The sequence below is a fragment of the Streptomyces sp. NPDC050264 genome, assembly GCF_040655895.1.
Lineage (GTDB): Bacteria > Actinomycetota > Actinomycetes > Streptomycetales > Streptomycetaceae > Streptomyces.
The window spans coordinates 1-21,383 of record NZ_JBFAKV010000031.1 but is presented as its reverse complement, the minus strand read 5'-3'; the positions used below and the strand labels follow the sequence as shown (position 1 = coordinate 21,383).

20 protein-coding genes and 1 pseudogene are annotated in these 21,383 nt (G+C 70.3%); 5 read left to right on the top strand and 16 right to left on the bottom strand.

Translation table 11 applies throughout. From position 1 onward, the window contains the following. Positions 1 to 22: 22 nt before the first annotated feature. The 6 genes from AB0J02_RS37760 to AB0J02_RS37735 form a co-directional block, all read right to left on the bottom strand. Positions 23 to 1,129 (bottom strand): serine hydrolase domain-containing protein, encoded by a 1,107-nt coding sequence (locus AB0J02_RS37760; protein WP_363198398.1) that lies wholly within the window; start codon positions 1,127 to 1,129, stop codon positions 23 to 25. Further along, positions 1,129 to 2,058 carry a hypothetical protein gene (locus AB0J02_RS37755; RefSeq protein WP_363198397.1) on the bottom strand — a complete coding sequence of 310 codons (930 nt, stop codon included), beginning with the start codon at positions 2,056 to 2,058 and terminating at the stop codon, positions 1,129 to 1,131. The genes AB0J02_RS37760 and AB0J02_RS37755 overlap by 1 nt, the downstream gene beginning before the upstream one ends. Further along, positions 2,055 to 2,792: a hypothetical protein gene (locus AB0J02_RS37750; RefSeq protein WP_363198396.1), complete on the bottom strand. Its 738-nt coding sequence runs from the start codon at positions 2,790 to 2,792 to the stop codon at positions 2,055 to 2,057. The genes AB0J02_RS37755 and AB0J02_RS37750 overlap by 4 nt, the downstream gene beginning before the upstream one ends. A 56-nt stretch (positions 2,793 to 2,848) precedes the next feature. Further along, entirely contained in the window at positions 2,849 to 3,046 is a 198-nt protein-coding gene (locus AB0J02_RS37745) for a hypothetical protein (protein WP_363198395.1), read from the bottom strand. A 436-nt stretch (positions 3,047 to 3,482) separates the two neighbouring features. Continuing rightward, positions 3,483 to 3,779 (bottom strand): WhiB family transcriptional regulator, encoded by a 297-nt coding sequence (locus AB0J02_RS37740; protein ID WP_363198394.1) that lies wholly within the window; start codon positions 3,777 to 3,779, stop codon positions 3,483 to 3,485. A 224-nt stretch (positions 3,780 to 4,003) separates the two neighbouring features. Then, entirely contained in the window at positions 4,004 to 4,564 is a 561-nt protein-coding gene (locus AB0J02_RS37735; RefSeq protein ID WP_363198393.1) for a GNAT family protein, read from the bottom strand. A 102-nt stretch (positions 4,565 to 4,666) separates the two neighbouring features. Here AB0J02_RS37735 and AB0J02_RS37730 point away from each other — a divergent pair, with 102 nt between their 5' ends. Then, positions 4,667 to 5,287, top strand: a complete 621-nt coding sequence (locus tag AB0J02_RS37730) for a histidine phosphatase family protein (protein ID WP_363198392.1) — start codon at positions 4,667 to 4,669, stop codon at positions 5,285 to 5,287. 11 nt (positions 5,288 to 5,298) lie between these two features. Here the strand turns inward: AB0J02_RS37730 and AB0J02_RS37725 are convergent, their stop codons facing one another. The 5 genes from AB0J02_RS37725 to AB0J02_RS37705 form a co-directional block, all read right to left on the bottom strand. After that, positions 5,299 to 6,000, bottom strand: a complete 702-nt coding sequence (locus tag AB0J02_RS37725; RefSeq protein ID WP_363198391.1) for an alpha/beta fold hydrolase — start codon at positions 5,998 to 6,000, stop codon at positions 5,299 to 5,301. A gap of 227 nt (positions 6,001 to 6,227) precedes the next feature. Further along, positions 6,228 to 7,607 (bottom strand): GH1 family beta-glucosidase, encoded by a 1,380-nt coding sequence (locus AB0J02_RS37720; protein ID WP_363198390.1) that lies wholly within the window; start codon positions 7,605 to 7,607, stop codon positions 6,228 to 6,230. A gap of 8 nt (positions 7,608 to 7,615) precedes the next feature. Then, positions 7,616 to 8,452 carry a carbohydrate ABC transporter permease gene (locus tag AB0J02_RS37715; RefSeq protein ID WP_363198389.1) on the bottom strand — a complete coding sequence of 279 codons (837 nt, stop codon included), beginning with the start codon at positions 8,450 to 8,452 and terminating at the stop codon, positions 7,616 to 7,618. 5 nt (positions 8,453 to 8,457) lie between these two features. Beyond that, positions 8,458 to 9,405 (bottom strand): sugar ABC transporter permease, encoded by a 948-nt coding sequence (locus AB0J02_RS37710; RefSeq protein ID WP_363198388.1) that lies wholly within the window; start codon positions 9,403 to 9,405, stop codon positions 8,458 to 8,460. 14 nt (positions 9,406 to 9,419) lie between these two features. Further along, positions 9,420 to 10,682 carry a sugar ABC transporter substrate-binding protein gene (locus AB0J02_RS37705; RefSeq protein ID WP_363198387.1) on the bottom strand — a complete coding sequence of 421 codons (1,263 nt, stop codon included), beginning with the start codon at positions 10,680 to 10,682 and terminating at the stop codon, positions 9,420 to 9,422. Between the two features lie 534 nt (positions 10,683 to 11,216). On the opposite strand from AB0J02_RS37705, the gene yicI reads away from it, so the two are divergent. Then, the gene (gene yicI, locus AB0J02_RS37700) at positions 11,217 to 13,445 is read left to right on the top strand and encodes an alpha-xylosidase (RefSeq protein WP_363198386.1); all 2,229 of its coding nucleotides are present in this window, start codon (positions 11,217 to 11,219) and stop codon (positions 13,443 to 13,445) included. A 78-nt stretch (positions 13,446 to 13,523) separates the two neighbouring features. Here yicI and AB0J02_RS37695 read toward each other — a convergent pair whose 3' ends face one another. Next, positions 13,524 to 15,233 (bottom strand): adenine deaminase C-terminal domain-containing protein, encoded by a 1,710-nt coding sequence (locus tag AB0J02_RS37695; protein ID WP_363198385.1) that lies wholly within the window; start codon positions 15,231 to 15,233, stop codon positions 13,524 to 13,526. A gap of 45 nt (positions 15,234 to 15,278) precedes the next feature. Continuing rightward, complete coding sequence (locus AB0J02_RS37690; RefSeq protein ID WP_363198384.1) at positions 15,279 to 16,652, bottom strand: NCS2 family permease; 1,374 nt, start codon at positions 16,650 to 16,652, stop codon at positions 15,279 to 15,281. A gap of 223 nt (positions 16,653 to 16,875) precedes the next feature. Between AB0J02_RS37690 and AB0J02_RS37685 the strand changes: the two genes are divergently transcribed. Together AB0J02_RS37685 and AB0J02_RS37680 are read left to right on the top strand one after the other, a co-directional pair. Then, a complete protein-coding gene (locus tag AB0J02_RS37685; RefSeq protein ID WP_363198383.1) occupies positions 16,876 to 17,907 on the top strand; it encodes a LacI family DNA-binding transcriptional regulator in 1,032 nt (343 codons plus the stop codon). A gap of 106 nt (positions 17,908 to 18,013) precedes the next feature. Further along, complete coding sequence (locus tag AB0J02_RS37680; protein WP_363198382.1) at positions 18,014 to 18,676, top strand: DUF4232 domain-containing protein; 663 nt, start codon at positions 18,014 to 18,016, stop codon at positions 18,674 to 18,676. Between the two features lie 30 nt (positions 18,677 to 18,706). On the opposite strand, the gene AB0J02_RS37675 is transcribed toward AB0J02_RS37680, so the two are convergent. Beyond that, the gene (locus AB0J02_RS37675; protein ID WP_363198381.1) at positions 18,707 to 19,450 is read right to left on the bottom strand and encodes a hypothetical protein; all 744 of its coding nucleotides are present in this window, start codon (positions 19,448 to 19,450) and stop codon (positions 18,707 to 18,709) included. 161 nt (positions 19,451 to 19,611) lie between these two features. Further along, positions 19,612 to 20,219: pseudogene (locus tag AB0J02_RS37670) on the bottom strand (CocE/NonD family hydrolase C-terminal non-catalytic domain-containing protein). A gap of 26 nt (positions 20,220 to 20,245) precedes the next feature. Between AB0J02_RS37670 and AB0J02_RS37665 the strand changes: the two are divergent. Continuing rightward, positions 20,246 to 20,590, top strand: coding sequence for a hypothetical protein (locus AB0J02_RS37665; protein WP_363198380.1), 345 nt, complete (start codon positions 20,246 to 20,248; stop codon positions 20,588 to 20,590). Here AB0J02_RS37665 and AB0J02_RS37660 read toward each other — a convergent pair. Beyond that, positions 20,574 to 21,191 carry a TetR/AcrR family transcriptional regulator gene (locus tag AB0J02_RS37660; RefSeq protein ID WP_363198379.1) on the bottom strand — a complete coding sequence of 206 codons (618 nt, stop codon included), beginning with the start codon at positions 21,189 to 21,191 and terminating at the stop codon, positions 20,574 to 20,576. The two genes, AB0J02_RS37665 and AB0J02_RS37660, sit on opposite strands and share 17 nt — an antisense overlap. Positions 21,192 to 21,383 lie beyond the last annotated feature (192 nt).

Sequence of the window (21,383 nt, the reverse complement as noted above, 5' to 3'; positions counted from 1 at the left end):
CCCCGCACCGCTCCGCCCCTGCTCAGGCGCCGAGACGCAGCAATGTGTTGTAGGCCTGTTGGATGAGGTCGTTGCCCCGGCCGGGGGCGCAGTTGGCGAGGGCGACGACAGCGACGCGCTGTTGTGGGCTGAAGCCGGCGAAGACGGTGCAGCCAGGGGTGCCGCCCGAGTGGTGATAGATGCGCGAACCGTCGCGCCGCGGGCGGACGTTCCAGATCAGTGAGAGCTGCTGGGTGCCGTGCCGGATGGCGAGACGCGGCCGAGTCGTGTCGTGCAGGGCGGCACGCAGGGGGGCGGGCCGCGCCGGGTCCTGTACGGCACTGTCCGGCGCGAGCAGCGCTTCGGTGAAGGTCAGCAGATCTCCCACGCTGGAGCGGACGGCTCCGGCTGCCGGCATTCCGGGGATGTGGAAGGGCGGCCGGGGACTGTGGTGCCGGTAGCCGGTGACATACGACGCGCCGTCCGGGGCGGCGCCGCCGCAGTCCGTGTCGTGCAGGCCGAGCGGGCGCAGAATGCGGGCGTCCAGCAGAGACGCGTAGTCCTGCGCACCGGCCGCACCGGTCAGGGCGTGTCCCAGAATGCCGACGCCGAAGTTCGAGTAACGCATGCGGGTGCCCGGCCGGGACCGTAGCCGGGCACGGGAGAGAGCGTGCAGGGCGTCGGCGGAGGTGAAGGCGGCGTAGGGGTTGGTGAACAGGTGCGGGACCGCCGCGCGCATCAGGCCCGGCGGCAGCCGGGGCAGGCCGGAGGTGTGGGTGGCCAGGTGAGTGAGGCTGATGGCGGTTCCGCCGGGCGGTGGGCGGGTGCCGGGCGGCAGATGGCGGATGACGGGGTCGTGGTGGCGCAGTTCGCCGCGGGCTGCCTGCTCGGCCAGCAGCAGAGCGGTGAAGGTTTTGGTGACTGAGCCCAGTTCGAAGCGGGTTGCCGCGTCCACGGGTACGCCATCGTGGTGTGCCGTAGCGCCGTGCACGAGGAGGGCGCGCCGCCCCTTGTGGTGCAGGCCGACCGCGATGGCGCTGGCCGACGGCGCCGCGGCCAGCAGCGCCTGGAGTTGAGGCGCCGCTGTGGGCCCGAGCGTGGGATCCAGTGGCGGCGCGGCCACGTCGGGTGGCGTCGGCTCGGGCGGCATCAGTTCGGCTGTGGGTCTTCCAGCGCGCGGGTGAGCGCCAGGTTGCCGGCGATGACGGCGACGATGGTGGGGTGCTGGTGGTCGTCGAACCGCTGGGCGGGGTCGTCGTCCACGGGCTGGTCGTCGCGGGGCACCATGCCGTCCTCGTGCTGGACCTCGGCCAGGCGCTGCCAGTCCTCGGGGTCGACGTGCGAGTCGGTCAGGCACATCTCGGCGATCATCAGTTCGGCCATCAGGTCCCAGTGCCCGGCCTCCGCCCAGATGTCGGTCCACACCGGGAGCCAGCACTGGAGATAGGCGACGAGGTCCGCGGGAAGCCCAGCAGGGAGCCGTCCCCAGTCCGTGAGGTGGTAGACGGTGTGGGTGACGGCGTAGGCGGTCAGCCAGTCGATGTGCCAGGGGTCGGGGGTGTGGCCGAGCCAGGTGGCGCGGGTGAGTTCTGCCCAGCGGGGCGTCGCGGGGCCCTGGTCCTGCCCGCTCACGCGGATGGCGTTGGCGACACCGAGGCGACGGTTCGGCACGTGTTCTGCCGCGCGGGTGGAGGTCAACGGGACCGTATGCGCGAGGAGTTGGTCCAGTTCCCGATTGCGGAAACCACCGCGGACGAAGTGTGCGTACGTTTCCAGTGGGTCTGTCTTGAGAGGGTTGCGCAGCAGCCGCTCGTACAGCAGCGTGCCCTCGCCCGTCTGCTGCCAGCAGAAGGTGAGCAAGTCGCCGGCAAGGGTGAGTTCGGTCGTTCCGGCGGCGCCGCTCCGCAGAACCAGCGAGGTCGCCAGGGCCGTTTCGCCCAGAGCCTTGTACGCGCCCCGGTCGGCGCTGAGGTCGGCGTCGGGGAGATCCGACAGCCCGCCGTACTGGCGGTTGTCGTGCAGCCAGCGCAGCGCCCGGGAACTCACGGCGTGTGCGACTCCGGCGGGAGGGTGACTCATACGGGCCCCAAGCCGAGCAGTCGACGGGAGATGGCGGTGTCCAGCGCGACGCGTCCGCCACCGCCGAGCAGGGCGATGTGCTCCGTCAGCGGCGCCGGGTCCAGCGGCAGCTCCACGTGCTCGGCGTGGAGCCAGGCCAGCCAGCGGGTGATCCGTGCCGCCACGGGAAAGTCGCGCCGCAGCACAGCGCGCGTGGCGCCGCGCGCGAGCCCGGTCGCACCGGCCCGCGCGGTTTCGTGCACCGGCCCGTCGAGACCGGGCAGAGCGAGCGAGGACAGCTGTCCCATCCGCACCGACCAGGGCACCCAGCCCTCTCGTACCGCGTCGCCGGGTACCGCGGTGGGTGGCCGCCTGCGCGCCGCTCCCGTATCGCACTGGGGTGGCGACGGAGGTTCGGGCGTCTTCGGCGCCACGAAGGTGGGGTCGACACGCGTGAGGACGGTGACGAGGGCCCAGTCGATCCATGCCCTCACCCACGCCTGCTCCGAGCCCTCGGGCGGTGCGGCGGGGGGTGGGTCGGCCGGCGGGAGCGCGCCGAGCGCCAGGCCGATGGCATCGCTCTCTTCGGCGGGTGGGGTGCGACCTGTCAGCACGTACGGCGCCATCACGTCCGCACCAAGAAGACGCACGGCGGCCAGAGCCACCGTCTGCTCGTCCGCCGACAGGCCCGCGGCGTGCTCCAAGTGGGCGGCGGCGAGCGTCGTGTGCCCGGCGCCCTGGAGGGCGTCGAGCACACGACGAGCCAATCGCTCAACCGACCCGTTGTGGGCGGTGCGTGAGCATTCGCTGATCACCGGCCCTTCGGCTCCTTCGGCTCCTTCGGCGAGAGGAGAAGGCCCAGCCCGAGCAGCAGCGCTCCGGTACCGCCGCCGGCGTCTTCCGGCGACGGGATCGGCGCGTCACTGACCGGCGCTTCTGACGGGGCCATCAACCCCTCGATGACTTCCTTGTCGAGTACGAGGCTCGTGGTTTGGAGGGTGAGCATCATTGCTCCTCCACATCGACTTCGACGTCGGCACTTTCGTAGCGCCCCAACACCTCACCAAAACACCGGATATGGGCACGTAGCAACAGATACAGGGAGGTTTAGCGGCATAACGCCGACGTCACGGTCCCGTCAGGCCCGAGGGGACTACGCGTAGCGAGGCATTTTGCTGACATGGACCACTCACCACCGTTAGGCCAAACGGGTGACCCCCTGGCTCCCACGGTCGGCGGGTTCACATATGTAAAGGCTCAACGCCACACACGGGGGGATGTGGCGTTGAGCCGGGCACCACAGTAGCCGGGCGCGACCGCTCCGCTGCCCCAACTCCCCGAGAGGTGGCGGGAAATGACCGAAGGAACGACCGATGTTCGCGCGTCATGCCAGGCCGTGGGGCCGGCCGCGCGTCGCGCCGCCACGGATTGGCGCGAGAGTGCGGTCAGGAGGCTTCCGCCCGGCGGTCCCCCGGGGCGTGATCCGCCTCGGCCGCCGCCAGCAGCCGGCGCCAGGAAGCGACGGTCGGGCGGCGGCGCAGCAGGGCGCGGCGTTCGCGTTCTGTCATGCCTCCCCACACGCCGTACTCGATGCGCTCGTCCAAGGCGTGGGCCAGGCATTCGGTTTTCACCACGCAGGCGGCACAGATCCGCTTGGCGCCCGTCTGCGCGGCGCCCTCCACGAACAGGTCGTCCGGATCGACCGTGCGGCACATCGCCCGCTCCCACCACGTGTCGCGCATGCCTGACACGCTCCCGCCCCCTCTGCATCTCGCTCGCGCGGCCTGAACCGCAGATGGCGGGTGACCTTACGGCACGCGCCTGGCCCGTGCAGCCCATCACCATTGGTTGAACAGGGAGTTACGCCCGGGAGGGCGACAGTCGAAGACCTTCCGGGCTCGTTGGCGCCGTCGAGGAGGCCGGGCATGAGTCCCTCGACGCAGGCACGGACCGGTGATGCCGAGGTTCAAGCCGCGTCGGGGAGCGGGCGATCCGGGTCCGGCTCCCATTCCTGGACGAGGAGTCCGAGCAGTACGTCGTCCTGGAACTCGCCCATCACCCAGGCCGAGGAGCGCAGCACGCCCTCACGTACGAAGCCGTTGCGTTCGGCGGCTCGCAGCATCGCGGCGTTGTCCGACAGCGTCTCGATCTGCAGCCGCCGCAGGCCGCGTACGACGAAACCGTAATGGCACAGCACCGCGACCACGTCGGTGCCGTAGCCCTTGCCGCGGGAGGACGGCAGCAGCCCGAGACCGATGTGCGCGGAGCGGTTGTGCTGGTCGATGTTCCACAGCGTCGCGGTGCCGACCAGCGTGCCGCCGTCCAACTCCACCGCCGAGAAGGAGACATGGGCTTGCTCCGTGTCGTCCACCGCGAACCGCGAGGCTTTCGAGCCGGGTGTGATCGGCCGCCACGGCCGGACCTCGGACCGCGAGTAGTTGACCACGTCGTCGTAGAGCTCGGTCTGCAGGACCGGGATGTCGTCCTCGTGCCGGGCCCTGAGCCCGACCTTGTTGCCCCTGAGCATGCGAACTTCCTATCCGGCCGGGCCGGCCGGCGGCAAACCAATAAGCCGCCGCGCTGCTTGCCCCCGGGAACCGGCGGCTGCCGGGACGGCGTCCACCTCGGCATGCATGATCGATACCTGTATCTCGCCCGTCATGGTGAAGCCACATCCGAAGAAGGCGGGCTCACGGATGCCGGGCGACGGCAGGCCGAGTTGCTGGGCCTGCGTCTTCGCGGCGTTCCGCTGACGGCCGTCCACCACGGTCCGCTGCCTCGTGCGGCGCAGACGGCCCAGGTGATCGGGGAGCAGCTGGACGGAGTGCCGCTGCGTGCGTGCGAGGCCGCCGGGGACTACGTCCCGTACGCGCCGGAGCGGAGTGAGCTGCCGCCGGAGCTGGCCGACACCATGCTGCCGCGTCTGGCTTCGGTCTCGGCCGAAGAGCGCGCACAGGGTGCTGAGTTGGCACGCCGGGCGGTCGCGGAGTCCACCGGGCCGGTGGAGCACGGGGACGCACCCCGGCACGACCTTGTCGTCACCCACGCATTCCTCGTCGCCTGGCTGGTCCGTGATGCCCTTGACGCGCCGGCGTGGCGCTGGATGGGTCTCACCCACGGCAACGCGGCACTGACCGTGATCCGCTATGCCGAGGCCCGGCCCGCCGCCATCCTGGTCCAGAACGACGTCGGCCACCTCCCGCACGAGCTGCGCTGGACCGGGCTCCCCGCCCAGCTCCGCACGCCGTGAGAGGCGCTCCGTCAGATCGTGTGCGGCGCACCGGACTTCAGGACATCGCGCACGACCGGTGATCCGGCGCCCGGGACGAGGACCTCCGCCACCGCCGCGGTCGCCGTCCGATGCCATACCCGGCCGCGGCGCAGCATCGCGTGGTCGCCGCCCGCCACGACGAGTGTGGCCGTGCGGGCGCCCTGGGCGCGGGCGCGCCCCATCATCGCCGTAGAAGCGCGAGGGTCGGTGATCCGGTCCTGGTCGCCGTGCACGACGATCGCGGTCCGGTCGCGCAGGTGGTCTGTCGGTTCGCCGTCGGGGCACCAGGGGGCGAGGGCGACCACGCCGCGCACATGGGGAGCACCGGCTGCTCGCAGCGCGGCGCGGCCGCCCATGGAGTGGCCGAGAAGCACCACTGGAATGTCGCCCACACGGCGGGCCAGTTCAGCGAGGGCGTCCTCGGTGTCGCGCAAGGGGTCGGCGGCGGCGCCGTTCCAGCCCCTGTAGCGGTAGCGGACCGATCCGACCAGGAGCCGGTGGTGGGGTACCGCATGGCTCACGGCCGTGAGGAACGGGCGCATACGCAGGGCAGCCGGCTGCCAGGCCCGGGCCGGTTCACGCCCCGCCTCCCGGCCACCGTGCAGCACCAGCACCGCACTCCGCGGATCGGCGCCACCGGACACGACCCGCAGAGCCGACCGTCCGGCAGCGCGTGTATTGCTCCCACTCATCGAACGTTCGCTCCGTTCACTCCAATGTGCCACGTCAGCATCGTGCCTGACTATGATCCGGATCCCGGCCCGTCTTGGATTGCTCCCGACCGCCAGGAGTCGGCCCCTCCCGCTGACGCCCTCTCCAGATCCTCGGTCCTGGTCAGTACCTCGTTGGCGTCGATCTCGCGGCGCGTCCGCTCAGGGCGGGCCCGGGCCGGTCCGCAAGGCCGGCCCGAGCGGTGAGGTCAGCGCCGGTGTGCCGCGATCAGCTTCCGGTACCAGTGGTAGCTGTCCTTGGGGGTGCGCTGTTGCGTGGTGTAGTCGACGCGGACGATACCGAACCTCTTGGCGTAGCCCAGCGCCCACTCGAAGTTGTCCAGGAGCGACCACACGTAGTAGCCGCGTACGTCGACGCCCTTGTCCATGGCCGCGCGCAGCGCCGTGAGGTGGTCGTGCAGGTAGCTGACGCGGTCGGCGTCGTGCACGGCGCCGTCCTCGGCGACCTCGTCGTACTCGGCGGAGCCGTTCTCGGTGATGTGGACGGGCGGCAGGGCGTCACCGTACGTGGCCTTCAGGTCGGTCAGCAGGTCCGTGAAGGACTCGGGGACGACCGGCCAGCCCATGGCCGTCTGCCGCACGCCCGGGTAGACCGTCTCCGCGTACCGGTTGTCGGTCGCGACCCGCACCGCCGGGTCGGGCTCGCGGTGCGGGGCGTCGGCGACGACGATGGGCCGGTAGTAGTTGATGCCGAGGAAGTCCAGGGGCTGCGCGATCAGTTCGAGGTCGCCGTCGCGCCGGAATTCCTGGCGGGTGATCAGTTCGCCCCAGGTGTCCTCGTCGGAGGCCGGGTAACGGCCCGCGAGGATCGGTTCGGTCCATACGAGGTTGTGCTGGGTGTCGGCGCGCAGCACGGCGGCGCGGTCGGCGGCCGAGTCGGTGGCGGGGACGTTGCGGTCGAGGTTGAGGGTGATGCCCGCCTCGCCCACTCCGGCCGCACGCAGCGCCTTCATCGCCAGACCGTGGCCGACGAGCAGGTGGTGGGCGGCGGCGAGGGCGCCGGTGCCCTCCTTCGCGCCGGGTGCGTGGCGGCCCACGGAGTAGCCGAGGAAGGCGCTGCACCACGGCTCGTTGAGGGTGATCCAGCGGGGCACGCGGTCGGCGAGGTGTTCGGCGACGATGGACGCGTACTCGCCGAACCGCTCGGCGGTCTCGCGCACGCGCCAGCCGCCCTTGTCCTCCAGGGCCTGCGGCAGGTCCCAGTGGTAGAGGGTGGCGGCCGGTTCGATGCCCGCCTCCAGTAGTTCGTCCACCAGGCGGGAGTAGAAGTCGAGGCCCTTCTGGTTCGCGGGCCCCTCCCCCGTCGGCTGGATCCGCGGCCAGGCGATGGAGAAGCGGTACGAGTCCACGCCGAGGCCGCGCAGCAGCGCCACGTCCTCGGGGTAGCGGTGGTAGTGGTCGCAGGCCACGTCCCCGGTGTCGCCGCCGTCCGTACGGCCCGGGGTGTGGCTGTAGGTGTCCCAGATGGAGGGGCCGCGTCCGTCCTCGGTGGCGGCTCCCTCGATCTGGTACGAGGCGGTGGCCGCGCCGAACACGAAGCCTTCGGGGAATACGGGCAGGTCGCTCATGATCAGCCTTACTTGACGGATCCGCCGGTGATGCCGGCGGCGATGTACTTCTGGGCGAGGACGAGGAGCACGGCCGCCGGGATGGCCGACAGGACGGACGCGGCCATGACGGAGCCCCAGTCGCCGACGTGGGCGCCGATGTACTGGTAGATGCCGAGGGTGACGGGCTTGACGTCGTCGGTGGTGTTGAGCGTGAGCGCGAACATGAAGTCGCTCCACGCGTACAGGAAGGAGAACAGGCCCGCCGTGATCAGGGAGTTGCGGCTCATCGGCAGCACGACCCTGACGAAGGTGCGCAGCTTGCCCGCGCCGTCGACCTCGGCGGCCTCGATGACTTCCTTGGGGATGGCCACCATGAACGAGCGCATCAGGACGATGGCGAAGGGGATACCGAGCGAGGCGTCGGCGAGCATCAGGCCGAAGTAGGAGTTGACCAGGCCGAGGTCTACATACGCGCTGTAGAGAGCGTTGGCGATGACGATGCCCGGGACCATCTGCGTGATGAGTGTGCCGAAGACGATGGTGCGGGTGGCGCGCAGCCGGAACTGGGCGAGTCCGTACGCGGCGGGCGCGGCGATCGCGAGACAGATGACGACGGCGCCGAGCGCGACGGCGAACGAGGTGAGCAGGTGGCCACCCTGCTCGCGGACTGCGGACGTGAAGCCTGACAGGTCCAACGAGTGCGGTACGGGCGAGACTTCGAGCAGCCCGGACTCGGGCTGCAGTGCCGTGTTGATCATCCAGTACAGCGGGAACAGCATCATGCACAGGATGACCACGCCGGCGGCGGTGGTGCCCCAGCGGCGCCTCGGTTTGCGCACGAGAGACGGGTGAGTGGTCGCCATGCCGGTCACTTCCCCTCGGAGCGGTTGGCCCGCAGGTAGAACACCGCGAAGACGGCGGAGATCAGGATCAGGACGTTGCCGACGACGGCGCCCGCGCCGAAGTCGAGCTGGACGAAGGAGTTCTGGTAGGTGAGGGTGCCCAGCGTCTGGGTGGAGTCGGCGGGGCCGCCGTCGGTCAGGGCCAGGATCAGGTCGAGGATCTTCACCGTCGACATGAAGCCGAGGACGAGGACGACGGTGATCACGGGCTTGAGCAGGGGCAGCGTGATGGAGCGGAAGGTGCGCCAGGCCGAGGCGCCGTCCAGGGATCCGGCCTCGTACAGCTCCTTGGGGATCTCCTGCAGTCCGCCGTAGAGGATCACCATGTTGAACGGGATGCCGATCCAGATGTTCACCATGATCACGGAGAACAGGGCCATGCCGGGGCTGGTCAGCCACGGGGTGTGGCCGCCGAGGCCGAGGGTGTCGAAGAAGGAGTTGAGGACGCCGGTGTCCTGGTCGAGGATGCGTCGCCACACGATGCCGGAGACGACCATCGGCACCAGCCAGGGCAGCAGGATCAGCGAGCGCAGGACGCCGTTCAGCGGGAACTTCTTCGTGAAGAAGACGGCGAGCGCGAGACCGATTCCGAACTGGCCGAGCAGGGAGCCGACGGTGAAGACGATGGTGTGCCACAGCGCCTTGCCGAAGAGGTCGTCGTGGAAGACCTTGCTCCAGTTGTCGGTGCCGTTGAAGGGCGACTTGCCGTCGAAGAACGTGGACGGGGAGAAGTCCTGGAAGCTCATCACGACGTTGCGGACGAGCGGGTAACCGAAGAACAGCAGCATGAAGACGACGGCGGGGGCGATGAAGCCCCACTGGGAGAGCCTGCGGCGGCGCCTGGGGTCGCGCTGTTTCACGGTGGCTGCGGGCGCCGGGCGGGTGGCGGTGGCGGAAGCCGTGGTGGTCGACATGTTCGTGAATCCCCTCAGTTCCCGCTCATGGCGCGGGTCTGCGCCTTCTTCAGCGCGGCCTCGCTGGACTGGCCGGTCAGCGCCGACTGGAAGGCGCTCTGCAGGGCCAGCGACACGGATGCCCAGCGCGCCCCGACCTTCGTGGTGCGGGAGCGGGCGGTGGCCACCTGGTCGGCGAGGGCGTCGAGTTCGGGCACGTCCTTGCGCCAGATCGCGGCGGCCTTCTCGTTGGCCGGGACCATCCAGCTGTTGCGCGCGTAGGAGATCTGCTCCTTCTCGCTCGCCATGCAGGAGATGATCTTCGCGGCGGTCTTCTCGCGTGCGCTGTCACCGGTCTTCGGCACGGTCAGTACGGCGCCGCCGAGCGGACCCACTGACTTGTCGCCCGTCTTCGGAACCGGGATCTGGGCGATGCCCCAGTGCAGGTTCTTCTTGGTGTTGAGGGTCTCGACCTGCCACGGTCCGTTGATCATCATCGCGGCGTTGCCCGCCATGAACTGGTCGTTGACGTCGGCCTGCGTCCAGTTGACGGTCGACCTGGACAGCGAGCCGTCCTTGAGGAGGCCCTTCCAGTAGTCGAGCGCCTCGGCGACCTTCGGCGTGGCGAGGTCCGTCTCGTCGCCGCCGTTGGACCACATGAACGGGGTGAACTGGAAGACACCGTCCTCGGCGCCGCCCGCGCTCAGGGCGATGCCGTACTGCTTGCCCTGGGTGAGCTTCTTCGCCGTCTCCTGCATCTCGGCCCAGGTGGTGGGGACTTCGAGACCGGCCTTGTCGAGAATGTCCTTGTTGTAGAAGAGGGCGAGGGTGTTCACCGTGCGCGCCGCCCCGTAGTACGTCCCCTTGTAGGAGCCGAAGTCGACGATGCCCTTGGGTATGTCCTTGCTGGACAGACCCAGTGAGCGCAGGTCGACCAGGCCGCCCGCCTCCGCGAATGTCGGCATCTCGGAGGCGTCGAACTGGATGACGTCCGGGAGCGACTTCGACGACGCCATGCGCAGCGACTTCGTCATGACCTGCGCGGCGGGCACGCTCTGCTGCTCGATGTCGATGCCCAGCCGCTTGCTGCAGCGGGTGAGTGTGGCCGCGTCCCAGCCGTGGTACGAGTCGTCGGTCGAGGAGTTGAGGACGGTGTAGACGCTGTCGTCGCGCTGGGCGCCGCAGCCGGCGAGCGCCGCGGTGGCGACGAGCGCGGAGACGACGGTGAGCGGCGCCGCGGCTCGTCGGGCCCGTCGGCGCCTGCTGGGCGTCGCGTCCGGTGGAGGAACTGCTGTCACGGTGGTTTGCCCTTGCCTGAGTGGGATGGCCGGCCCGGCGGAACTCCGGTGTCCTGCCGGGGTGTTCGCGTGTCCCGCTACGGCTCCGACCCAGGCCGTAGGGACTGCTGCGCGAAGGGGGCCGGGCGTCAGCGGACGCCGAGCAGCTGCTGCACGGCGAGCCGGCCGGCGCGTCCGGGTCCGGAACCGGCCGGGCGAGGGGTGCAAGTGCGGGGATCGGACATGGTGCGGCCCTTTGCTGCTGCGCGACTGCCCGGCGTCCACCGGGTATTTGTTTTCCTGATTGACTAATACGCCATGGAGCGTCGAAGCGCTAGACCCTCAGACCCGGACTTCGCTCCTCCAGCCCACTTTCACCAGGCTTTACAGGTATCGAAGCGCTTCGACGAATCTTCACCATGTGCGCCTTGCTCTTTTGTTTCCTGTGGGGTCAAATGACGTCGTCAGAGCCTTACCGGCGACGGCTGTCCGATGTCATCGACCGGACGACGCCCGCCCCACTGACCTGAACCACCTCTGCTCCCAGGGAAGACCATGAAGTTCACCGACGGCTTTTGGCTGATGCGCGACGGGGTCCAGGCCTCGTACGCCACCGAGGTCCGCGACGTCCGTACGGGCGACGGCCGCTTCACCGCGTACGCCTCCGTCAAACGTGTCGAGCGGCGCGGCGACACCCTCAACTCCCCCCTGCTGACCACCGAATGCTTCTCCCCCGCCGACGGAGTGATCGGCGTCCGGATGACCCACCTGGCGGGTGCCCGGCGGGCCGGCCCGCACTTCGAGCTCACCGGTACGGACACCACCGCCGGGCGCGTGCACCGGGACGGCGACGTCGTCGAGCTGGCGAGCGGCTCCCTGTCGGTGCGCCTGAACACGGCGGAGCCCTGGACGCTGTCCTTCCGTGACGCGGACGGGCACGAGGTGACCTCGGCGGGCCGCAAGGGCACCGCCTTCTTCACCACCGGCGACGGCACACACCACATGGCAGGTCAGTTGACACTCGGCGTCGGCGAACAGGTCTACGGCCTCGGCGAGCGCTTCACCCCGTTCGTCAAGAACGGCCAGGTCGTCGACATGTGGCAGGCCGACGGCGGCACCAGCAGCGACCAGGCGTACAAGAACGTCCCGTTCAGCCTGCACCTCTCCCCCGCCGGGGCCTACGGCGTGTTCGTCAACCACCCCGGCAGGGTCAGCTACGAGATCGGCTCCGAAGCGGTCGGCCAGATGCAGTTCAGCGTCGAGGACCAGGCACTGGAGTACTACGTCGTCGCGGGCCCGACCCCGAAGGACGTGCTGCGCCGCTACACCGCGCTGACCGGCCGCCCTGCGCTGCCACCGGCCTGGTCGTTCGGTCTGTGGCTGACGACGTCGTTCACCACGCAGTACGACGAGGAGACGGTGACGTCGTTCGTCGACGGCATGGCCGAGCGCGACATCCCGCTGAGCGTCTTCCACTTCGACTGCTTCTGGATGCGCGAGTACCAGTGGTCGGACTTCACCTGGGACCCGGACGTCTTCCCCGACCCGGTGGGCATGCTGGCCCGGCTCAAGGAGCGCGGCCTGCGGATCTCCCTCTGGATCAACCCCTACATCGCCCAGAAGTCGGCCCTGTTCGACGAGGCAGCCGCCAACGGCTACCTGGTGAAGAAGGCCGACGGCGACATCTGGCAGTGGGACCTGTGGCAGGCCGGCATGGGGCTCGTCGACTTCACCAACCCAGACGCGTGCGCCTGGTTCCAGGGCAAGCTGAAGGTCCTCCTCGACCAGGGCGTCGACTGCTTCAAGACCGACTTCGGCGAGCGCATCCCCACCGATGTGGTCTGGCACGACGGCTCCGACCCGCAGCGCATGCACAACTACTACACGCACCTCTACAACCAGGTGGTCTTCGAACTCCTGGAGAAGGAGCGCGCCATCGGCGAGGCGGTCCTGTTCGCCCGGTCGGCGACGGCGGGCGGCCAGCAGTTCCCCGTGCACTGGGGCGGCGACTGCTGGTCGTCGTTCGGCGCCATGGCCGAGTCCCTGCGCGGCGGCCTCTCGCTCTCCCTGTCCGGCTTCGGCTTCTGGTCGCACGACATCGGCGGCTTCGAGGGCACCCCCGACCGGGCGGTCTTCAAGCGCTGGCTCGCCTTCGGCCTGCTCTCGTCCCACAGCCGCCTGCACGGATCGAGCTCGTACCGGGTGCCGTGGGAGTTCGGTGACGAGGCGGTCGACGTGGCCCGCACGTTCACCAAGCTCAAGCACCGCCTCATGCCGTACCTGTACGGGGTCGCGGCCGAGGCCCACGCCGCGGGCGTGCCGCTGATGCGGCCGATGCTCCTGGAGTTCCCCGGCGATCCGACCGCCCGTGCCCTCGACCGCCAGTACATGCTCGGCCCCGACCTGCTGGTCGCGCCCGTCTTCTCCGCCGACGGCGACGTCGAGTTCTATCTGCCGGAAGGCACCTGGACCCACCTGCTGACCGGCGAACGGGTGCAGGGTCCGGCCTGGCGCCGCGAGACCCACGGGTACGACAGCCTGCCGCTGTATGTACGCCCCGGTGCGGTGCTCCCGTTCGGAGCGGACGAACAGCGGCCCGACGGCGACTGGGTCGACGGCCTCACCCTGCTCGTCGCCCCCGACGCGCACGACGTGACCGTCACGGTCCCCGACCAGCACGGCCGCCAGGCCGCCGTGTATCGGGTGACGCGCGACGCAGACGGCGGCGCGCTGACGGTGGCGGCTCCCGACGGAATTGCGGTGCCCGCGATCACGGAGCTGTGACACCGGGCCCACGTCCCGGTCACGCGACGGCGCCGCCCCGCCCGTTCGGGCGGGGCGGCGCCGTCGCGTGCGTCCGCGTCAGCCGGTGATCGTCGCCCCCACCGGTTCGCGGCGCACCACGTCCACCAGCGACCGGTCGGTGATCTTCAGTGCCGGTGAGACGGCGAGCGTCAGGGTCGACACGCTCATGAACGGGTTGAGGTGGTCCCAGCCCCAGGCCTCCAGAGCGGCCCGTACCGCGCCCGCCTCCTCGGCGACCTCACCGGCCGGGCGGGACGACAGGACACCCCCGACAGGCAGCGGCATCCGCGCCGCGACGGTCTCTCCTTCGGCTCCGCGCACCACGGCCACCCCGCCCCCGTCGGCGACCACGGTCGCCGCGGCCGCGGCCATCGCCGCCCGCGACGTACCGATCGTCAGCAGGTTGTGGCTGTCGTGGGCGTACGTCGTCGCGACCGCGCCCTCGCCCAGAGCCCGGCCGAGGAGCGGGGCGCAGACGACGCCGTCGCGCCCGTAACGGTTGCGGACGCGGACCAGGACGGCCCGGCCCTCCCACTCCACCTCGCCACCGCAGACGGGCAGTTCGATCTCCGCCGCCTCGGTGTAGGTGTCGCGCGGGTTCACGCGCATGGCCCGGAAACGGTGCGTGCCGTCCGGCAGGTCCACCTGCCAGCGGAAGCCGTCCGCGTGCTGTGCCTCCACGTCCACCCGGCTGTCCAGACCGGGGACGGCCATGGGCCGGGTCTCGTCGACCGGCGCTCCGTCCCGGCCCACCACCCGGCCCCCGGCCAGCACCGACGCGGGGTCGAACGCGGCCAGTTCACCGCGCAGGAGCACCAGGTCGGCGCGCTTGCCCGGCGAGACGACACCGCGGTCGTACAGGCGCATCCGCTGGGCCGGTGTCCAGGTCAGGGCCCGCAGGACGACGTGCGGCGGGAACCCCGCGGCGACCGCGACCCGGGCGATGTGGTCGAGGTGGCCCCTGGTGACGATGTGGTCGGCGGCGAGGTCGTCCGTGACGAGGCACAGCGGCGGAAGCTGGGGCAGCGCCAGCAGAGCCGCCGCCACGTCCTCGGTGAGGCACTTCTCCTGGAGCATCATCGTCATGCCCAGGCGGGCCTTCTCCAGCAGCACCTCGGTGCGGTTCTTGGTGTGGTCGGAGTCGACGCCCGTGGCGAGGTAGGCACTCAGCTCGGCACCGGTCAGGTTCGGGCAGTGACCGTCGAGGATCGCGCCGTGCTCGCGGGCGACGGCGGTGATCTCGTGCATGCGGCGGTCACCCGCGACGACCGCCCGGTAGTCCATGACCTCGCCCAGCGCGATCACGCCCGGCCAGCGGAGCATCTCCGCGATGTCCTCGGCGGACAGGGCGGCCCCGGCGTTCTCCAGCCCCTCCAGCGCGGGCACGCACGACGGCACGCCCCAGAGCTGGGTCTGCGCGGTCTCCCGTCCGGCGTCGATCATCCAGCGCATCGCGTCCCGTCCCGCGACGTTGACGATCTCGTGCGGATCGGCGAGGACCGTCGTCGTGCCGCGGGCCAGCGTCACCGCGGCGAACTCCTGCGGCGTCAGGAACGCGCTCTCGATGTGCATGTGGGCGTCCACGAAACCGGGGACGATCAGCATGCCGGTGGCGTCGATCTCCTCCCGCGCCTGCGCGGGGGTGCCCGGCGGCAGCACCGCGCTGATCAGCTCCCCCCGGACCAGGACATCGGCGGCGAACTCCTCACCGGTGAACGTGGACACCACGCGCCCGCCGCTGATCCGGAGGTCGTGCTGTTCACTCATGGGGTCGTACTCCTTCAAGAGCGCTCGTCACGGGACGAACGGATGTCACGGGACGAGGGTGTAGAAGTAGTAGCCCAGCGGGATCATGACGATCCACAGCGGCCAGGCCACTTCGCGGACACGGCCGCTGACGGTCTTGACCAGCACGTGCGCCGCGAGGCCCGTCGCGATACCGGTGCCGAAGTTGCCGAAGAACAGCGTCGTCGCGACGGTCAGCGCCGCCGGGATCGCGTTCGTCGGGTCCTTGAAGTCGACGTTCCTCAGCGCGCCCAGCATGTTCAGGCCGATGTACATCAGCACGGGCGCGGTGGCGGCCGAGGGGATCAGCGTCGCGAACGGCGTGACGAGCAGCAGCAGCCCGAAGCCGCACGCTGCCCAGACCGAGGCCAGTCCGGTCTTCCCGCCCGCGTCGGCGCCGGCCGACGACTCCAGATAGGCGGTCATCGAGGGCGCGCCCACTGCGGCCCCGCCCATCACGGACACCGAGTCGACGAGGAAGGGACGGCGGGCACCGGGGATGTTGCCGTCCTTGTCGAGGAGCCCGGCGCGCCCCGAGACGGCCAGCAGGGTCCCGGTCATGGAGAAGAACTCGGACACGAAGAACGCGAAGATGTACGGGAAGTACTCGGGCTTGAGGGCGCCGAGGACATCGATGTGGAACAGGAGCGGTCCGGGCGAGTCCGGGGCGGTGAAGAGGCTGTCCGGCACCTCCGTCACACCCAGCGGTACGCCGATGACCGTCACCGCCGCGATGGTGATGAGGAAGGCGCCCGGCACCTTCCGCGCCGCGAGCGCGGTGAGCAGCAGCAGACCGCCGAGCGCGAGCAGCGCGGGCGCCTTCGACAGGTCGCCGACGGCGAGGGCCGCCTTGTCCGCGTTGCCCACGACGAGGTCGGCGTCCCGGAATCCGATGAGGGCGATGTAGAGACCCAGGCCGCCGCTGATGGCGTACTTGAGGTTCATCGGCATCAGCCGGGTGACGAGGTCGCGGATCCCGAGCAGGGTCAGGACCAGGAAGGCGACTCCGGACCAGAACACCATGCCGAGCGCCGTGTCCCAGGGGACGTGGTCCTGGCCGACGATGGTGAACGCGACGAGCGCCACTCCGCCCAGGCCGGGAGCGACGACGAAGGGCAGGTTGGCCACCAGGCCCATCGCCAGGGTGGCGAGGGCGATCGCGATGATGACGGCGGTGGTGGCGGCTCCGTGCGGCACACCTGCACCCGCGAGTTGACCGGGCACGACGACGACCGCGTAGGCGGCGGCCATGAACATCGAGGCGCCGGCGACGAGCTCGGTGCGGTGGCTGCTGCCTCGGGCTCGGACGCGGAACAGCCGCTCGACGAGCGAGGCGGGCGGTCCGGGCGGTGGGCTCGCGGCGTCGGTCTGCTCGCCGGCCGGCGGAGCGGTTGGGGACATTCGGGGACCTCGGCGGGGATGAGGGCGGGCAGGGGCTGCCTGCGGCGGCGTCGGCGCGGGAGGAGGCGGGCGTGCGGGGCACCCGGCTTGGGTACGGTCTCTGCAACCGAGTACTGAAACCGGTTGCAGAGACCGGTTGCAGGTATCATGGCATGCCGTAAAGAGAAAGTGAACAGCGGGCTTGGGCAGCTCTCGGGCGGCCACACCGATCAGGGGGACGACGATGGCGACGCTCATGGATGTGGCGCGGGCGGCGGGGGTGTCCAAGGCCACGGCCTCCCGGGCGCTGCAGCGCCCCGAACTGGTCGCCGAACCCACGCGTCTGCGGGTGCGGGACGCGGCCGAGCAGCTCGGTTTCCAGCCCAATGCCGCCGCTCGTGCGCTGACCACCGGCCGCACGGGCCTGGTCGGCCTGATCGTGCCGACGCTCTCCAACCCGTTCTTCGCCCCGCTGGTGATGGGCGCCCAGCAGGCGGCGGAGGAGACGCACAGCCACCTGCTCATCGCGGTCTCCGAGTACGACCCCGAGCGTGAGGCGGCGCTCGCCGACCGTCTCTCCGAGCAGGCCGACGGACTGATCATGGTGACCCCGGTCGGCACGGACGCGGCGCTGCGGGAGCGTTTCCGCCGCCGCCCGCTCGTGCTGGTCGACCGCCAGGTCGGACGGCTGCCCGCCGTGGTGGCCGACACCGCGGCGGGACTGGCCGAACTCCTGGGCCATCTGCTGTCGCAGGGCCACCGCGACATCGCGTACGTATCCGGCCCGGCAGGTTCCTGGGCGGACGAGCAGCGGCGTACGGCCCTGACCACGCAGGCGGCGGACGCGGGCGCCCGTGTCCATGTCCTCGGTCCTCTGCCCCCCACGTTCGACGCCGGGATCGAGGTTTCCCGGTCGCTGCCCCGGGGCGCCACGGCCGTCCTCGCGTACAACAGCTACCTGACGCTCGGTCTGCTCCACGGGCTCACCGTGGCCGGGCTCCGGGTGCCCGAGGACGTGAGCCTGGCCGCGGCCGACGACCTCAGCACCCTCGGCGCGACGACCCCGCCGGTGACAGCGCTCGACGTCCCGCTCCAGGAGGCGGGCGCGCTCGCCGTCACCCGCCTGCACGAACTGCTCGCCGGCCACCGCCGCACCGTCACCTCGCGGCTGCCCGCCCACCCGGTCCTGCGCGCCTCGACGGCCCGCCCGGGTGATCCCGCTTCCGGCGATCTTCTGTCACGGCCCGTCGACTCGTATGTCACAGGGGCGTCTTGATCCACTTCCGGTCGCAACGACTCCCCGGACATGGGTGTCCTATGAAACGACAACGCCCGCTCGGCCCGAGCGGGCGAGAGGACACCACTTCCCCCCAGGAGTACCGATGCGCGTCAAGAAGATCTCCGCACTCGCCCTCGTCGTCGCCGCCGCCGGTCTCTCGCTGACCGCCTGCGGCGGCAGCGACGGAACGAGCGCGGCCTCCGACACCAGCGCGTCCACCAGCTCGAACAGCACCGCCGGCGACGAGCGTTCGACCTCTGGTTCCTCCTCGTCCGACTCCTCCAACGGCTCGGGCACGGGCAGCAAGCTCAGCGCCACCACCCAGACGCAGACCACCGGGTCGAACTCCACGTGCAAGACGGACAACCTCGGCTTCACCGCCGCGTCCTCGGGCATCAAGAACGAGATCGTCGTCAACATGAAGAACAACGGCGCCAACACCTGCAGCATGCGCGGCTTCGCCGGTGTTCAGCTGGTCGGCCCCGACGGCCTGGGCGACACCGGCCCCGACGCCGCCCGCACCGACACCACCGGCTCCACCGTCACCATCGCGTCCGGCGAAGAGACCCAGTTCCTGCTGCACTACATCCCCGACACCAGCGGCAACGGCAAGACCTACACCCGCCTCGACGTCACCCCGCCCAACGAGACCGTCTCGGAGATCGTGAAGCTCGACGGCGTGAGCATCACCGTCTCCCCCGACAGCGGCAACTCCCCCGACGTCTTCGTCGACCCGGTCGGCTACCACACCGGCTCCGGCAAGTAGGAGCCCGCCCACGAAGCGCGGCAGGGTGTGTCAGCCCCGGTCCCAGACCGTCGCTTCCACCGTCAGTTCGTACGGTCCCGCCACGTCGGTCACCGTGATGGAGCCGAGGCGGCCGTTCCGCGTTCGCAGACAGGCCCTGGTCCCCTCCGTCACGGCCAGCGCGCGGCGCGCCAACTGCCCGCTCGACATTGAGCATTGCTGGTAGGTCGGCGCCTGCGACCTGTCCCAGCCCGCGATGGCGTTAGCGACCACCTCTCCCGCGTGACAGTCGCATTCGAGCCCGAGATCGCCGATCACCGCCTGGGCCGGCGGCACATTGTCGAGCCACCATCCCGTGGGCGCGCCGTTGCTGTAGAGGAGCAGGGTGCCTTTCCAGCGCACCTTCACCGCGGGCCTCGCGGGCTCGACTGTCGGCGCGGGCGGTGTCGAGGCGGGCGGATCGGCCGCCGGCACATCTTTCGGGGCCGACGGGTCCGTACTGGGCGTGGGCGAGGGCGACTTGGTCCGCGGCGGCTCAGCGGAGGACGTCGGCGGCGTCGGGTCGGTCGAGGTGCTCGGGGGCGGGCCCGCAGCCTGGCTGTTGCCGCCGCCACTGCCCGCGCCCGACGTCGCCGAAAGGTTCTGCGCGAACAGCAGGGATCCCAGCAGCAGCGCGAACACGCCGATCCCGGCGACGGCCCACCGCACTTTGACCGAGGTGAGGGCGGGCAGCTCCGTGCCGCCCAGGGTGATGGCCTGTCCTACCACCGCGGCGACCACAAGCACCACGCCCACGACCCACAGTGTCCCGACGAAAGCAAGCAAGTCCGCACCCCCTCGCAGGCGTTCGGCCGGGCCGACCGCGGTTCGCCTCGTCGAGAGGCCGGAGGACGACGGTAGCGACCACCCACCGGTCCGGACCAGGGGGCGGCGTCAGGCGGGGAGTTCGCTACTCGTCACATACGTTCCGAGCGATGGTCGTGAACCGATGTCGTGAACGGCGACACCAGCCGGGAGGGGTGCGCGGCGTCGCGGTAGATCTTGTGGGTGACAGGGCGGCCCACCGGCAGGTGGAAGGCGTCCGGCGGTAGCAGCGCGTTGTGCGCGTCGGCCATCGGCTCGTCGTTCGACACCTCCACCACCAGGCGGTGACCCGGCTGGAAGGTGGCGGTGAACGGGTAGAGCCGCAGCACGTACTCCTCGATCTTCCCGGGCTCCACGGGCACCGCGCGGGTGTGCGGATGGTAGGGGTTTCCCTCGGTGGTGCGCTGTTCGTCGAGTTCGCGGTGGGAGGCCTTGAGGTAGCCGCTGGTGATCAGCTGCCGCCGGCCGCCTCGTCCCACATGCGCAGGATGAAGTTGGTGTCGTCCTGGTCGATCTCCGCGAACAGGTGCGCCGCGCCGGTCCCGATCAGGCCGGTCGGCTTCTCGAACGGCTCGGTGCTCCAGTTCAGCACCTCGCCCCTGTCGGTGACGGTGAGCGGCGCCTGGTAGAAGCCGTCGGGGGCGGCGTGTTCGGCCCCCATGAACTCGGGCTCGAAGGAGAGCTTGCGGCGCGGACGCAGGTTGAGCGACCTGTTTCCCGTACTCGGTGCTGGAGGAAGAGGGTGTCCCCTACCGCGTCGGTCAGTTGATCTCCGACTTTCTGCTGGTGCCCTTCCTTGTTACCCGCGCCGGCGGCTTGGCGCTCCTTCGCCACCAGGTCGCCGCCGCCATGCAGGCACTCTCCGACCTGCGGGTCGAGGAGTTCCCCTTCCCGCTGCCCGGCCTCGGGATCGACATGGTCTGGAACCCCCGGCTGAGCGACCAGGACTTCATCGCATGGCTGCGGGGGCTGCTGTTCGACGTAGCGACGCATCTCTGTAGCGACGCATCTCTGACACCGATGACGCCGACCGCAACGTCCCTGTCAGGTCGGCTCAGGTCGGATCACTGAGAAGCCGGACCCAGCTGGTGCCGGGTTCGTCGAGCATCTGGTCCCGGGTGAGCTTCCAGTCGGCGCGGTCCCAGTTCTGCGCGACGAAATCGAGCTGGGCCATCGCCAGCACGCCCCTGAAGTGGCGTTGATGGGGTTCGAGGCGGCCGGCCGTCGTCAGCCCGTCCTCGATGTCGCCGATCGCCTCTTCCATCCAACGCTCGACCAGATCGGTGAGGTCCGGGTCGACCACGGCGGCGTCCCGGCCGACCCGGATGATGGGCCGGATCGCCGGCCGGCTGTCGGCGGTCCGCCGAAGCCACGCCATGATCGCCTCCGGTGTTCCGTCCGCGACCGTGGTGACGAGGTCAAGCGCCGTCGAGCCGTGCTCGGGCGAACCGACGCGCTGCAGCGCCTCGTTGAGCTGCTCGTCGATGAGCGCCTTCACCAGTTCGCTGCGGGACGGAAAGTACGCGTAGAAGGTCACACGTGTGATGCCTGCCGCGGTCGCGATGTCGTCGACCGTGGTGGCGGCGTACCCCTTCCGCTTGAAGAGCTCGAGTCCTGACTCCAGCAGCAGACGGCGCGTCATCAGTTTCTGCGCCTCACGAAGGTTCGCCATGCCCAGATCCCAACGTGCCACTGTATGCCGACCGGACACAGCGCCTACATGCGGCACATGTCGTGCCAACCTCTTACGGCCGTAAAGCAGTTGGTAGCGGCGGGCGGAGACGCGGACACGAACAACGAACACAGGGTGCAGCCCCGCACCGGTGACGGGCGGGGCTGCACAGGTTGAACAGGTTGCGGCTTA